Here is a 13440-nt window from a genome sequence, read left to right as displayed (position 1 = left end):
GAGGGGGAGCTCAGGTGAGCTCTTCCTCCTCCGGGCGCCGAGGGCTCGGATCGGGTGGCAGTATCTCGATCGGGTGCGCGGCGCTTCGCTGCGCCCGCCACCAGATCACGAAGCCGATCGCGGTGAAGACGCCGTAGAAGACGTACATGAAACCGGTGGCGTAGTAGCCGGAGCTGAACAGCAGCGGCACCCCGACCACGTCGACGGCGATCCAGATCAGCCAGAACTCTGTCCAGCCCTTGGCCATGCCGTACGTGGCGAGCAGCGATCCGACGAACGTCCAGGCGTCGGCCCACACCGGCTCCCACGATCCCAGCAGGCGGAACAGCGGGGTCAGGGCGACCGTGCCGACGATCATCACCAGCACCATGCCGATCCGCGCGCTCGTCGGCGCCCAGCGCGGGACCACGCGTCCGCCGTCGAGATTGCGCCAGCGGATCCAGCCGTAGATCGCGACGGCGATGAACATGATCTGCCGCCCGGCCTGACCCAGCAGGTGCGGCAGGGACGGGTCGGGGCTGAGGGCGGAGCCCAGGAAGACCGTGAGCAGCAGCAGGTTGCCGACGATGCCGACCGGCCACGCCCACACCTTGCGCCGCATGCCACCGAGCGCGCTGGCCAGACCGAACGCGTTGCCCACGACCTCCCGCACCAGGAGCGTCTGCCCGCCGGGCAGCATCCACTGCGAGTTGAAGGCGTCGACGAACCACTGCAGCAGGTTCATGGTCAGGATCCGGCGTCGGGTTCGGGGCGGTCGTCGAGCACCAGCTGCAGCATGCTCAGGTCGAGCCAGCGCCCGAACTTGGCACCGACCTGCGGCATGCGTCCGACCTCGACGAAACCCAGACGCTCGTGCAGGGCGATGGAGGCGGCGTTCCCGCTCTCGATCCCCGCGATCATGACGTGCATCCCCGCGTCCTGCGCGCGATCGATGAGCGCCGACATCAGGGCGGTGCCGATGCCGCGACCGTGCTGGCCGCCGACGACGTAGACCGAGTGCTCGACCGTGAGGCGGTAGCCGCTGTGCGGGCGCCATTGCGCATAGGACGCATAGCCCAGCACTCCCGTGTCGTCGACCGCCACGACGACGGGATAGCCGCGGGCGGTGCGATCGGCGAGCCAGGCGAGGCGGTCGGCGAGGTCGACCGCTTCTTCGTTCCAGATCGCGGTGGTGTGCAGCACGGCATGGTTGTGGATCGCGGTGATCGTCTCGAGATCGGCGGTCTCGGCATCCCTGATTCGCACGGCTGTCATCGGCGGGCGGTCTCTCTTCTTCTGCGCTTCGGGTGCGCATCCTTCTTCGGCGCTCGGGTGCGCATCGCCGACGCTAGCAGGAGGAACGGGCGTCGGGCGTGCTGCGACCGAACAGTTACAGAGCTCAGCGTGCCGCTGTCGTGCTCACGGCCTCGCGCACGAGGATCGCTCGCCGCATGTCGGCCATGATCGGGTCGAAGAAGCGCTCCCGGTAACGGGCCTCGCTCACGGCGGAGAACACGAAGGGGAGCGCGGCGATCACCGAGAGCAAGGTGGCGGCCTTGAGTAGGTTGACGGTGAGCGGCAGCTTGGCCCCGAAGAACTCCAGGGGCTGCACCGCGAGCGGCTGGGCGGCGCTGCCGGATCCGAGCCAGATGCCGACGACGCCCGTGGGGACGGCGATGCCTCCGATCACGATCAGCAGCGCCGCGAGGAGGCCGGCGAAGAACAGGGCCTGCACCAGTTGCGCCACGGTCATCGCGAGCAGGATGTTGATGCGCTGCGGTGCGCGCAGTCGTCCCGGAGCGCCGGGGGCGACGGGGCGGCCCTCTGCGGGCGTGCCGATGAGCAGGGCGGCTCGCTGTTCGGCGCTCGGTGCCTGCGCATCATCGTCGATCTCGGAGGCACTGACCCGCAGCACGACGATGCCTGCGAGCACCGCGACGACGAGGCCGAGCAGGGCGATGGATCCCCAGGAGAGGGCGGATGCCATCTGCCAGACCTCGGCCGAGAAGAACGAGAACACGACGAGCATGAGGATGACCGGGAGGGCGATCGACGCCATGTGCCCGATCGCCGAGGCGTTGCGCACCGCGAGGCGCGAGGCCCAGGAGATCATCGCGCCACCGCCCATGCCGGTCACCAGGATGCAGAGGCCGAGCACCAGGATGGTGCGCAGGACCGGGCCGACGGTCGCGTCGGGCTGGGCGCTGTATCCGTAGACGATCGTGAAGGCGAGGCACGCGGCGATCAGGACGAGCGCGACCGCGGTGCCGATGCCCACCGGGAGGCGACGCAGCAGGGCGCGCACGAGGTAGTAGGCGGCCCACGCGAGCCCGATCGCGAGCAGGAAGATCACCACGGCGAGGAAGACGAGCACGATCTCCCATTCCGTGGAGTCGTCGTCGAGAGCGAAGTCGAAGACGACCTCGATCCCGTCCTGGAAGAGGTACGCGGCCACCGCGACCCACGCGATCAACGGTGCGACACGGCGGGGGAGGTCGGTGAACCAGCGGCGCAGCGGAACGAACGTCGGAAGGCCCTGTTCACGGAACCAGCGGTCGGCATCGCGCTTCGTGCTGCGCAGCTTCGGGGACGCGGACATGGCGATGAGACTACGGCAATGACGAGGCGCGGAGTTATCCACAGGCCTTCTTGAGATTCGAACATATCTTCTAAGATGGAGGTATGGCGAACCCGCATCTGAACCCGCTCCTCGAGGCGATGACGTACCTCGAAGACGCGTGGGGCGATGCGACGAACGCGGCCGATCTGAGCCGCGCGCAACTGCTCGATGCGCACCGGGCGATGGGACTGGTACAGCGTCGACTCGACGGCATCCATGCCGAGATCGCGGCGGGCATCGCGCGGGAAGCGCGTCCGGAACTGGGGCCTGCGGGTCTCGCGAAGCAGCAGGGATTCCGCAACCCGGCGACCATGATCGCCGCCACGACAGGCGGATCGACGGGCGACGCGGTGCGGCTCGTCAAGGTGGGGGAGGCGACCGCGCCGCGGGCGAACCTCATCGGCGAGAAGCTGCCCCCGCGGTACCCCGAGGTGCAGCGGGCGATCGGCGCCGGCGAGCTCAGTGCGGCGGCCGCGGCGCTGATCGTGGCCCTGCTCGACCGGGCGCGCGTGAAGGCCGGGATCGAGCGGATCGTCGATGCCGAGCGACTGCTCGTCGAACGTGCGGCAGGGCTGTCGCTCGATGACGTGCGCAAGCTCGTCGTGCACGCCGAGGCCTGGCTCGATCCCGACGGTGTGGCTCCGCGCGAAGATGAGGCCCGGTCGCGGCGCTCGCTGACGATGTTCGAGCGCGACGGGTCGCTGCATCTGACCCTGCAGACCGACATCGCGTCCGGCGCTCCCGTGAAGGCGGCGATCCAGGCGTACGTGACGGCCACGTTCCAGGCGCGGGCGCACGTGCTCGACCCCGCGGCGCCTGATGCCGACCGTCGCACGGTCGCGATGATCCAGGCCGATGCGCTCGTCGAGATCTGCGCGCATGCGAGCGGATGCGACAACGGCGGGCTTCCGGTATCCGGTGCGACCGTCGTCGTCCGCGTGGGGCTCGACGACCTGACCGCAGGCACCGGATTCGCGACGGTCGACGGCCTCGATGAGCCGGTCAGCATCGCCTCATGTCGTCGGATGGCGGCTGGTGGGGGCATCATCCCCGTCGTGCTCGGAGGTGACGGCGAGATCCTCGACTGGGGGCGCGAGAAGCGGCTGTTCACCCGCGCCCAGAGACTCGCGCTCGTGGAACGCGACGGCGGTTGCGTGATGTGCGGGTTGCCCCCGCAACTGACCAGGGCGCATCACCTGCGCTGGTGGCAGCGGGATGCCGGACCGACCGATCTCGACAACGGAGTGCTGCTCTGCGAGAGCTGTCATCATCGCATCCACGACAACGACTGGGAGATCAGGATCGAGGGGCGGGGGTTCGCGGCGCGGGTGTGGCTCATCCCCCCGCCGAACGTCGACCCCGAGCGCAGACCGAGGCTCGGCGGCAGAGCCCGGTACGACATCGCGGCGTGAGTGCGTCGTCTCCTCGGGCAGACACCTTCGTCGCGCTCGTCCGGTGGACTCAGCCCGACGAGGTCGGGGCGTTCTCGATAGATTTCAGTCGGGAGGTGAGGGCGGCGAACCCCGCTGACCAGGCCGCGCCCAGCCCCGCAGCAGTGGCGCTGGCAGCAGTGAGCTGGCCACCGGACTCGCCGATGGCGGCGAAGACGAACCAGACCGCGGCCGCACCGATCCCCACGATGGCGATGGCGGAGATCAGGCGCCGGGTCCGACGCAACTGCGTGGCGTGATCGGTGCTCATGCTCCGATCAAACCGGAGCGGACGGCGGGCCGCATCCCCCGCGCGGCGGATAGCGACGACTCGGGCTGGGGCTCGGGCTGGGGCTCGGGCGGGGGCTCGGGCGGGGCTCGGGCTCAGACGTGGACGTCGGCGGGGGATTCTTCGCCCTCGTGGAAGCTGGGGGTCTTGCCGAACAGACGCGCGACGCCGAGCACGATCCCGACGACGAGCAGCCCCAAGATGAGACCGGCGATCGCGGAGATGATGGTGTCCACGATCCAGACCACGACCGGACCGAGGCCATGGAGCGCGTCCTCCACCGCGTGCAGCACGCCAACCGGGAAATGCCACCCGACCTCGCCCAGGTTCACGAGCACGAGGTGGCCGCCGACCCAGAGCATCGCGACCGTGCCGAGGATGCTGATGAAACGGAACACCGCGGGCATCGACCGCACGATCCTGGTGCCGGTATGCCGCACACGCTGCACCGGGTTCTTCGCCATCTTCAGGCCGATGTCGTCGATCTTCACCAGCAGGGCGACGGCGCCGTAGACGACACCCGTCATAAGGAGGGCGATCACGGCGAGGATCGCCAGCGTCGCCCAGATGTCGAGCCCCTTCTCGAGGCTCGCGAGCGAGATGAGCATGATCTCGGTCGAGAGGATCAGGTCGGTGCGCACCGCCCCGAGCACGAGCTTCCTCTCATCGCGCGCACCCTCGTCGGCGTGACCGTGCTGCACGCCGAACCACTCGAGCACCTTCTCGGCGCCCTCGAAGCACAGGTAGGCCCCGCCCAGGATCAGCAGATACGGCAGCACCCACGGAGCGAACGCGGTCAGCAGCAGCGCCACCGGGATGATGATCAGGAACTTGTTGGCCAGTGACCCGAGGGCGATCTTGCCGACCACGGGCAGCTCCCTGGCGGGCGTGAGGCCCTGCACGTACTGCGGAGTCACCGCGGCGTCGTCGATCACGACGCCGGCCGCCTTGGCCGACGCCTTCATCGCGGCGCTCAGGATGTCGTCGACGACGGCCAGAAGTCCAACGGACATGGGCGGTATCCCCTCGTGGTGTGAAGTGCGGAGGCAACTCTATCGAGTCGGAGGGGCACGACTGTCGAGTCGGAGGGGCACGGCTGTCGAGTCGGAGGGGCACGACTGTCGAGTCGGAGGGGCACGGCTGTCGAGTCGGAGGGACGCAGCTGTCGAGTCGCTCAGGCGGTCAGGCTCCCCACCGGATGTATTCAGACGCAAGATAGACATCCCAGGCCACGACCCACGGAATGAATGGCCCCAGCCACATGAGTCCTCCGGAGCGTGCTGTCACCAAGGCGACGCTCGCCAACCACGTTACGAGGATTCCCTTACGTGACCGATAGTCCGGGAGCCACGATCGAACCTTTCCGATTGCGACCAGTCGCGATCGGTTGGTTGAGTGACGGAAGTCCCAACCAAGACGCCACCCGACGACGATGGATCCAAAGGCGAGGGAAATGGTGAGGATGGGCCACGTGAGACTCCAGATGGAGGCGAGCGAGAATTGTTCGCCGGGTGACTGGGCGCTGAGCACTGTGTTCGCCCACACGCCGTAGGTCGCCGCTGCCCCGAAAAGCAGCGCGCCACCGGCGACTTTGAGGAGATCTGCAACTCGCGCGGCCAGAGCGGACGATTCTCGTAATGGCCCGGTCGGAGGCAAGTACGCCGCAACGGCCAACATCAACAGGAGAAGGACCGTAAGGGTTCCTCCGATGACCGTTCCTCCGATCAGCGGGCCGAATCCGATCGTGGAAAGAAGAGAGACGGCAAACCAGGCGGCCAGCAGGCCTCGATCAGGCGCGAACGTCGCTTGCAGGAGCCGCAGAACCCGCAGCCGGGCCGGCATCGGTCTCCCCACGGTCATCGTGGCAGTCATCGTTCTCCTTCGCTCTGCGTCGGAGGATACGTGCGGCTACCGACATCCCGGAACCATCCACGTCCGAAATGCCAGCTGAGGCGACCTCGTAACAGTCACCGCAGAAACTCACAGCCCGCTCCCAGGGCTGCGGGACCAAAACGGGCCGCTCGTCGGTTCTCCTCTAAGACGCCGCAGCCAGCGACGTCGGACAAGGAGTCAGATCATGTCGAACGACTACGGCAAGACCCCCGAGGCCGTCAGCGGCCTCACCCCGCTGCAGTACGAGGTGACCCAGCAGGACGCGACCGAGCCGCCGTTCCGCAACGCGTACTGGAACAACCACGACGACGGCATCTACGTCGACGTCGTCTCCGGTGAGCCCCTGTTCTCGTCGACCGACAAGTTCGACAGCGGCACCGGATGGCCGAGCTTCACCAAGCCCATCGATGCGGACGCCGTGACCACGCGCACCGACCGCTCGCTGTGGATGAAGCGCACCGAGGCGCGCTCGGCCGTCGCCGACAGCCACCTCGGGCACGTGTTCGACGACGGCCCACGCGCCGAGGGCGGACTGCGCTACTGCATGAACTCGGCGGCTCTCCGCTTCATCCCGGCCGACAGCCTGGAAGAAGAGGGGTACGGTCGCTACAGCGCCCTCTTCGCACGCCCCACCACCGACACCCCCGCACCTTCCGACACCTCTGAGGAGCAGTCATGACCGACACCGGAACCATCACCCGCACGCCCGGGACCGAGACCGCCGTTCTCGCCGGCGGCTGTTTCTGGGGCATGGAGGACCTGATCCGCCGCCAGCCCGGCGTGCTCGGCACCCGGGTCGGCTACACCGGCGGCTCGAACGACCACGCGACCTACCGCAACCACCCCGGTCATGCCGAGGCCGTGGAGATCGTGTTCGACCCGACGAAGACGACCTACCGTGACATCCTCGCGTTCTTCTTCCAGATCCACGACCCGTCGACGCTGAACCGTCAGGGCAACGACATCGGGTCGAGCTACCGCTCGGCGATCTTCCCGCTCACCCCCGAGCAGGAGACCGTCGCGCGCGACACGATCGCCGACGTCGACGCCTCGGGCCTCTGGCCGGCGAAGGCCGTCACCACGATCGAGCCGGCCGGCCCGTTCTGGCAGGCCGAGGAAGAGCACCAGGACTACCTGATCAAGTACCCGAACGGCTACACGTGCCACTTCCCGCGTGCGGGATGGGTGTTGCCGAAGCGCGACGAAGCCGCCGCCGTCTGACGCGGATCCCGAGCGTGGCCCGGTCGCCTCTCGGTCGGGCCACGCCGCTCGGCGAGCCCCTAGGGCTCGGCGAGGAACGCGAGGGCCGCTTCCTTGAAGTCGCGCGATCCCGGGGCGTTGAAGTGGTTCCGGTTCGGGATCTCGAAGAACCGCCCGTCGGGGGCGGCTGCAGCCAGGGCCCGCGAGCCTTCGATGATCGCGTCCTTCGAGCCGGTGGCGAAGAGGATCGGCCGGGTCGGCGCGTCCGAGGGGTCGGGGTCGATCATGCCCGACGCGCGCATGCCCTCCGCGAGCGCGACCAGCGCCTGCAGGTCGTTGCCCGGCACCCGCTCGGTCAGGGCGATGTAGTTCTGCGTCGTCTGATCGGCTACCGGGGTGCCTTCGGCGATGTAAGCCCGCACCTGGTCGAGGTCGAGTCGCGCCAGAGGGATACCGTCCGGCACCCCTCCCAACACCGCTCGTCCGATGCGGTGCGGCAGCTCGCGCACGACCTCCCACCCCACGCGGGCGCCGAGCGAGTACCCGATGTAGAAGGCGTCGTCGACGAGGTACGTGTCCATCACCGTCTCGACATCGGTCACGAGCGTGCGGATCCGATAGCCGTCGGGGTCATGCGGCTTCTCGCTGAGGCCGTGGCCGCGCTGATCCAGTGCCAGCACGCGATAACCCGCGCGCGTCAGCTCGCGCACCCACCCGGTGAGCACCCAGTTGTCGCGAGCGTTCGACGCGAAGCCGTGCACGGTGACCACGACCGGGGCGTCGAGCGCGCCCCACGTGTAGGTCGCGAGCCGGGTGCCGTCGGCGGCGTACACCTGCTGGGGCTCGGGCATGCTGGTCAGGTCGGAGAGAGGGACGGCCACCTCTCCATCTTGGCCCTGTTCTCCGGGGGGAGGCTCAGAGCACGACGAGGAAGCCGAGCGCCGCGCTCGCGACTCCCAGCACCGCCAGCACGATGGCGGGAGTGGCAGGCTCCTTGCGGCGCAAGTGCACGACGACGGCTCCGATCATGATGACCGCGATTCCGGTGCCCGCGAGAGCGGCGAGGATCGGGGCGATCCCGGTCGCCAGCGGAAGGATGAGCCCGAACGCACCGATCACCTCGAGCGCGGCGATGGCCTTGATGGTCCCGGCGGAGAAGTCCTCCGTCCATGTCATGCCGCGTGCGGCGAGCGTCGCCTTCGGGGTGACGAGCTTCATGAAGCCGCCGCCGAGCATGGCGAGGGCGAGCAGCCCGTTGACGATCCAGAGGGCGATGAGCATCCGAGGTTCCATTCTGTGTCTTTGTTACGATCAGTAACCGACCGATCATCAACCAACAATGGAGGATGCGGATGAGCGCTGCAAAAGGCACACCGATGTCACCGAGGCACATCGAGGAGACCGCGCTCGCCGGTTTCCCCGGCTACGAGAGCTCCTGCTCGATCGATGAGAACGCCGGTCGCGCGATCCGCGAGGTGCTCGACCGCGTCGGCGACAAGTGGTCGCTGCTGGTCATCGCCACCCTTCGGAACGATCGCCTGCGCTTCAGTGAGCTGCTCCGGCACATCCCCGGCATCTCGCAGCGGATGCTCACTCTCACGCTGCGCCAGCTCGAGCGCGACGGGCTGATCGTCCGCACCGCCTACGCCGAGGTTCCGCCGCGCGTGGAGTATGAACTGACCGCACGCGGCGAGACCCTGATCCCGATCGCGAAGAGCATCGGAGACTGGGCACTCGCGAATCATCCGGCGATCGAGGAGTCCCGCGCACGCTACGACGCGACGCGCGAGGCCGTAGCCGCCGCGCGTCGCGCCGCCGGGAGTGTCAGCGCGTCGACTTGATCGGCCACACGGCGAACGCGCCGAGCACCGACAGCACGATGCCCACCGGGAAGAGCCCGGCGAAGCCGAACGCGATCACGATCAGACCTGAGACTCCGGGAGCCAGCGTCTGGGGCAGGGTGGCCGCGATGTTCACGACCCCGAGGTCCTTCGCGAACGACTGCGCCGAGGGCAGCACCTCGCTCATCAGCGCGGTGTCGACGGCCTGGAACATGCCGAACCCGAGCCCGGCGATGAACGACATGATCATCCACGACTCGATCGTCGGCGAGATCCACGGCAGCAGCAGCGCAAGACCGGTGACGACCGACGAGGCGAACACGAAGGGCTTGCGACGCCCGACCTTGTCGGAGAGCGGGCCCGAGATGATCGTGGAGATCAGGATGCCGGCGAGGCTGAGAAGCCCGACCAGCGGGATGACCGTCTCGGGCTTCTCGATGTGCAGGTAGTCGGTCATGATGTAGAGCTGGTAGCCGGTCACGGAGAAGTAGCCCGTGAACAGCAGCAGGCGGCCGAGGAACGCCCAGAAGAAGTCGGGGTGCTTGATCGGGCTGACCCAGAAGGTGCGAAGGAACACGCCGAGGTCGAACGGCTCGGGCGTGATCCGTTCGCTCGAGTAGTCCGGGTTGAACACGACGAACAGCGTGATGACGACGAGAGCGAAGACCGCGAAGACCACGTAGCCTGCGGCGATGCTGTTGAAGAACAGGGAGCCGACGATCTGACCGCCGAGCGAGCCGACCATGAGGCCGATGCCCGAGAGGGCGGCGAAGGTCCCCCGGCGCTTGAGGGGCACGCGGTCGGGCATCACCGCAGACAGCGGGCCCTGGGCGAAGTTGTACGCGATCTGCACGAGGGTCCACGCGATCGCGATGCCGATCAGCGAATCCGCGAAGGCGAGGCCGACGAGAGCGAGGCCGCCGGCGAGAACGCCGACGATCATCCACGGAGCGCGACGGCCGAAACGAGACCGCGTCCGGTCGGAGATCTGCCCGGCGATCGGCTGCGCGATCATCGCCGCGAATGCGCCGATGGTCGCGATGATCGCGAGATTGGCGACCTTGTTCTCCTCACCGAGCGCGACCGTGACCTGCTGGGGGAGGAGGATGCCGGGGACGGCACCCCAGATCAGGAAGATGCCGAGGTTGGCGGGGATGATCCAGCCGAGCAGGCGCCGGATCCCTTTGAGGGGCGGGGGTGGGTCGTCGTTGCCGGCGGCGGTGCGGATGAACGTCGTCTCCGTTATCGGGACGGTGCTCTCGGGGACGGTGCTCTCGGGGACGGTGCTCTCGGGGGTTGCGGGCGTTCCAGACATCGTCGTCATGGTCCTCTCGGGTCGGGCAGAACGGGCGGGCAGAACGGGTCGGGCAGAACGGGTCGGGCAGAACGGAGGTCAGGCGGGGAGTGCCACCAGGCGGGAGCGCAGCGTGTCGATCGTCTCGGCCGGCAGGGTGGCGCCGGCGAAGCCGAGGACGGTGTCGAGCGGCATGTTCTGCGCCGCGGCGAGCATGGGGTTGCCCGGCAGATCCGGGACGACCTCGGTGATGATCGCGAGCGCTTCGGCGTCGGCGAGCACCTGGGCGACGGTCGCACGGGTGAGGTCGAAGCGTCCGCCGGGCGCGGCGACATCCGTCACCTCGACCGTCGTGGACGCGGGGTCGGGCCGGACGGCAGGCGACCAGTCGACGTAGCGGAGGCCGTGACCGAACACGAACGACGGGTCGACCGTGTCCGACGGCACGTCAGGGCGGCTCGCCGCCACGGCTTCCATCGACGATGGCACCTCGAACGGCAGTGAGCCCTGGGGCTCCGCGGCGCCGAACAGCACGTTCACGAGCGCGGTGTCGGAGGCGCCGTAGTTCGCGATGATCGTCGAGGCGACGTCGAGAAGCGGCGCGAGGATCGCCGGACGGTCGAGGTAGACGTCGAGCACGAGCGGCACGCGAGCGGCCAGATCACGCAGGTGCGCGAGTTCGTCATCGTGGAACTCGAGGGATCCGGCGCGGAAGAACGATTCGATGTCGGCCCCGTTGCCACGCGGCTCCCACGGAGCATCCGTGCGCACGATCGCGACATCGGCGCGGTCGGGGTCGGTGACCACGTCGGCCCAGCCGGCGAGCTCGACCGGGTCGAGTCCCTCGACGTAGACCGTCGGGCGCCCGTGCAGCGGCAGCTTCGCCGCCCCGCCGCCGTTCGCGAGCAGCGTCAGCGAACGCGCCTGGGCTTCGAGCCCGGCGGCGCGGGCGTCTTCCCTCCCGACGATCGCATCCGCGGCTTCGGCGTCGACGAAGCGGGCGTCGTCGAACAGTCCGAGGCGGAACTTCTCGCGCAGCAGCCGGCGCACCGAGGTGTCGAGCCGAGACTCGGGTACCGACCCTGCCCGCACGAGCCCGATCAGGGCCTTCGGGTTGAACTCGCCGCCGAACTGATCGACTCCGGCGTCGAGCGACTTGACCATCCGCTCGTCGTAGGTGAGCGACTCCACGCCCCAGAAAGTGCGGGACAGGATGCCCCAGTCGGTGCACACGATCCCGTCGAAGCCCAGCTCGTCACGCAGCAGGCCCTGGATGATCTGCTTGTTGAAGCCGAAGCCGACCTCTTCGTACTCGGTGCCGATCGGCATGCCGTAGTAGGGCATGATCTGCGAGACGCCGGCCGCCAGCAGGTCGCGGAACGGCTGCAGGTGCAGGTCGAATCGTCCGCCCGGGTACACCTGCTCGCGGCCGTAGGAGAAGTGCGGATCCTCGCCGTCGAGCTGGGGGCCGCCCCCGGGGAAGTGCTTGGCCATGGCCGAGACCGACTCCGCACCGAGCTCATCACCCTGCAACCCGAGCGTGTAGGCGACGCCGAGACGGCCGGTCACCTCTGCACTCTGGCCGAACGTGCCGGAAGCCCGTGCCCAGCGCGGCTCGGTGGCGAGGTCGATCTGCGGGTGCAGGGCGGTGCGGATGCCGACGGCCAGATACTCGCGACGCACGACCTCGGCGAAGCGGCGGGTGAGCTCGGGGTCGTCGATGGCGCCGAAACCGAGGAACTCCGGCCACTGCGAGAAGGGGCCGGCGATGAGTGCGGCGGCGGGGTTGTTCGAGAACGAATGACGCGGATCGCTCGACAGCGAGAACGGGATGCCGAGGCCGCGTCGCCGCACCTCCTCCTGCAGGGCGTTGTGCCAGGCGGCGATCTCTCTCGCCGAGGGGGCCTGCAGGATGTTCACGTGCGTGATGCCGCGGTCGATGATGGTGCGCATCGACGGGGAACCGAACAGGCCGGGGGCGTCGAGGTCGTCGCCGAGGGTCGCCATCGGCTGGAACATCTGCCCCGCCTTGTCCTCGAGCGTCATCCGGGAGAGCAGATCCTCGACGCGCTGGTCCACGGTCAGGGTGCGGTCCTGGTACGGGTGCGCGATCTCGCTCACGGGAACTCCTTCGTTCGGGTACGGCGGTGCGATTCGGGTGCGGCGGGTGGTTCGGTTAAATATCTACACTTGTGTCGGTTTTGTCAAGAGCGGTGCTACCGTTTCCCCCATGGCCGATGCGACGACGCTCCGAGGGCGCGGATACGCGAACGGTCGAGCGCGCCGCGAGGAGATCATCCGCGTGGCGTCCGATCATTTCGCGGAACGCGGCTTCCTCTCGGCGACGATCCTCGAGATCGCCGCCGTGTGCGGCATCTCGCGTGCCGGGCTCCTGCATCACTTCGCCGACAAAGAGGCACTGCTCGAAGCCGTGCTCGAAGCGCGCGACATCGAGGATCGGGAGCGCTTCCGCCCGTACGCCCGCGGTTTCGGAGGGATGGGTGTGCTGCGCGGCATGGTCGACCTCGCCGCCCACAACCGACTCGTCCCTGGCCTGATCGAGCTCTTCGTGCGGCTGTCGTCCGAAGCGTCGGCCGCCGATCACCCGGCGCACGCGTACTTCCGACGCCGCTACGAGCGGATCCGGGCCGGCACCGGCCAGGCGATCGCGCTCGCCATCGACGCCGGCCAGCTGCGGCCCGACATCGATCCGCACGACGCGGCACTGCGCCTCACCGCGACCATGGACGGCTTGCAGACCCAGTGGCTGTTCGATCGGTCGATCGACATGGCCGGCGCCATCCGCGCGATGCTGAGGGAATGGATGACCCCGGCGGGGGAGGCGGCTTTCGAGACGATCGTCCCCGAGGCGGAACCGGTCGGCGCCTGACGCG

General features: G+C 68.5%; 15 protein-coding genes. 5 read left to right on the top strand and 10 right to left on the bottom strand.

What is annotated here, in order from left to right:
• Window positions 1-10 precede the first annotated feature (10 nt).
• The 3 genes from pnuC to ACIQLD_RS11165 all read right to left on the bottom strand — a co-directional run bounded on the left by pnuC (window position 11) and on the right by ACIQLD_RS11165 (window position 2578).
• Window positions 11-724 (bottom strand): nicotinamide riboside transporter PnuC, encoded by a 714-nt coding sequence (pnuC, locus tag ACIQLD_RS11175; RefSeq protein WP_402608066.1) that lies wholly within the window; start codon window positions 722-724, stop codon window positions 11-13.
• 2 nt (window positions 725-726) lie between these two features.
• Complete coding sequence (locus ACIQLD_RS11170) at window positions 727-1254, bottom strand: GNAT family N-acetyltransferase (protein ID WP_402608065.1); 528 nt, start codon at window positions 1252-1254, stop codon at window positions 727-729.
• Window positions 1255-1378: 124 nt separating this feature from the next.
• The gene (locus tag ACIQLD_RS11165; RefSeq protein WP_402608064.1) at window positions 1379-2578 is read right to left on the bottom strand and encodes a hypothetical protein; all 1200 of its coding nucleotides are present in this window, start codon (window positions 2576-2578) and stop codon (window positions 1379-1381) included.
• A gap of 83 nt (window positions 2579-2661) precedes the next feature.
• On the opposite strand from ACIQLD_RS11165, the gene ACIQLD_RS11160 reads away from it, so the two are divergent.
• Window positions 2662-4011 (top strand): DUF222 domain-containing protein, encoded by a 1350-nt coding sequence (locus ACIQLD_RS11160; RefSeq protein WP_402608063.1) that lies wholly within the window; start codon window positions 2662-2664, stop codon window positions 4009-4011.
• A 49-nt stretch (window positions 4012-4060) separates the two neighbouring features.
• On the opposite strand, the gene ACIQLD_RS11155 is transcribed toward ACIQLD_RS11160, so the two are convergent.
• The 3 genes from ACIQLD_RS11155 to ACIQLD_RS11145 all read right to left on the bottom strand — a co-directional run bounded on the left by ACIQLD_RS11155 (window position 4061) and on the right by ACIQLD_RS11145 (window position 6190).
• Window positions 4061-4300 carry a hypothetical protein gene (locus ACIQLD_RS11155; RefSeq protein WP_029260697.1) on the bottom strand — a complete coding sequence of 80 codons (240 nt, stop codon included), beginning with the start codon at window positions 4298-4300 and terminating at the stop codon, window positions 4061-4063.
• 113 nt (window positions 4301-4413) lie between these two features.
• Window positions 4414-5331, bottom strand: a complete 918-nt coding sequence (locus ACIQLD_RS11150) for a DUF808 domain-containing protein (RefSeq protein ID WP_402608062.1) — start codon at window positions 5329-5331, stop codon at window positions 4414-4416.
• A 169-nt stretch (window positions 5332-5500) separates the two neighbouring features.
• On the bottom strand, window positions 5501-6190 hold the full coding sequence (locus ACIQLD_RS11145; RefSeq protein WP_402608061.1) for a hypothetical protein: 690 nt from the start codon (window positions 6188-6190) through the stop codon (window positions 5501-5503).
• Between the two features lie 205 nt (window positions 6191-6395).
• Between ACIQLD_RS11145 and msrB the strand changes: the two genes are divergently transcribed.
• Together msrB and msrA are read left to right on the top strand one after the other, a co-directional pair.
• Window positions 6396-6890, top strand: a complete 495-nt coding sequence (msrB, locus tag ACIQLD_RS11140) for a peptide-methionine (R)-S-oxide reductase MsrB (RefSeq protein ID WP_402608060.1) — start codon at window positions 6396-6398, stop codon at window positions 6888-6890.
• On the top strand, window positions 6887-7432 hold the full coding sequence (gene msrA, locus ACIQLD_RS11135) for a peptide-methionine (S)-S-oxide reductase MsrA (protein WP_402608059.1): 546 nt from the start codon (window positions 6887-6889) through the stop codon (window positions 7430-7432). The genes msrB and msrA overlap by 4 nt, the downstream gene beginning before the upstream one ends.
• 59 nt (window positions 7433-7491) lie before the next feature.
• Here the strand turns inward: msrA and ACIQLD_RS11130 are convergent, their stop codons facing one another.
• Together ACIQLD_RS11130 and ACIQLD_RS11125 are read right to left on the bottom strand one after the other, a co-directional pair.
• Entirely contained in the window at window positions 7492-8292 is an 801-nt protein-coding gene (locus tag ACIQLD_RS11130; protein ID WP_402608058.1) for an alpha/beta fold hydrolase, read from the bottom strand.
• 34 nt (window positions 8293-8326) lie between these two features.
• Window positions 8327-8692, bottom strand: coding sequence for a DoxX family protein (locus ACIQLD_RS11125; RefSeq protein ID WP_402608057.1), 366 nt, complete (start codon window positions 8690-8692; stop codon window positions 8327-8329).
• A 71-nt stretch (window positions 8693-8763) separates the two neighbouring features.
• On the opposite strand from ACIQLD_RS11125, the gene ACIQLD_RS11120 reads away from it, so the two are divergent.
• Window positions 8764-9252, top strand: coding sequence for a winged helix-turn-helix transcriptional regulator (locus ACIQLD_RS11120; RefSeq protein WP_402608056.1), 489 nt, complete (start codon window positions 8764-8766; stop codon window positions 9250-9252).
• On the opposite strand, the gene ACIQLD_RS11115 is transcribed toward ACIQLD_RS11120, so the two are convergent.
• Both ACIQLD_RS11115 and ACIQLD_RS11110 read right to left on the bottom strand, forming a co-directional pair.
• On the bottom strand, window positions 9236-10567 hold the full coding sequence (locus ACIQLD_RS11115; RefSeq protein WP_402608055.1) for an MFS transporter: 1332 nt from the start codon (window positions 10565-10567) through the stop codon (window positions 9236-9238). The two genes, ACIQLD_RS11120 and ACIQLD_RS11115, sit on opposite strands and share 17 nt — an antisense overlap.
• Window positions 10568-10645: 78 nt before the next feature.
• Window positions 10646-12667 (bottom strand): glycoside hydrolase family 3 N-terminal domain-containing protein, encoded by a 2022-nt coding sequence (locus ACIQLD_RS11110; RefSeq protein ID WP_402608054.1) that lies wholly within the window; start codon window positions 12665-12667, stop codon window positions 10646-10648.
• Window positions 12668-12776: 109 nt separating this feature from the next.
• Between ACIQLD_RS11110 and ACIQLD_RS11105 the strand changes: the two genes are divergently transcribed.
• On the top strand, window positions 12777-13436 hold the full coding sequence (locus ACIQLD_RS11105) for a TetR family transcriptional regulator (protein WP_402608053.1): 660 nt from the start codon (window positions 12777-12779) through the stop codon (window positions 13434-13436).
• Window positions 13437-13440 lie beyond the last annotated feature (4 nt).

Origin of the sequence: Microbacterium sp. NPDC091662, assembly GCF_044756705.1 — a bacterium.
Taxonomy (GTDB): domain Bacteria; phylum Actinomycetota; class Actinomycetes; order Actinomycetales; family Microbacteriaceae; genus Microbacterium.
Note: the sequence above shows the minus strand (reverse complement) of the source record. Positions and strands in the feature narration are given on the sequence as shown.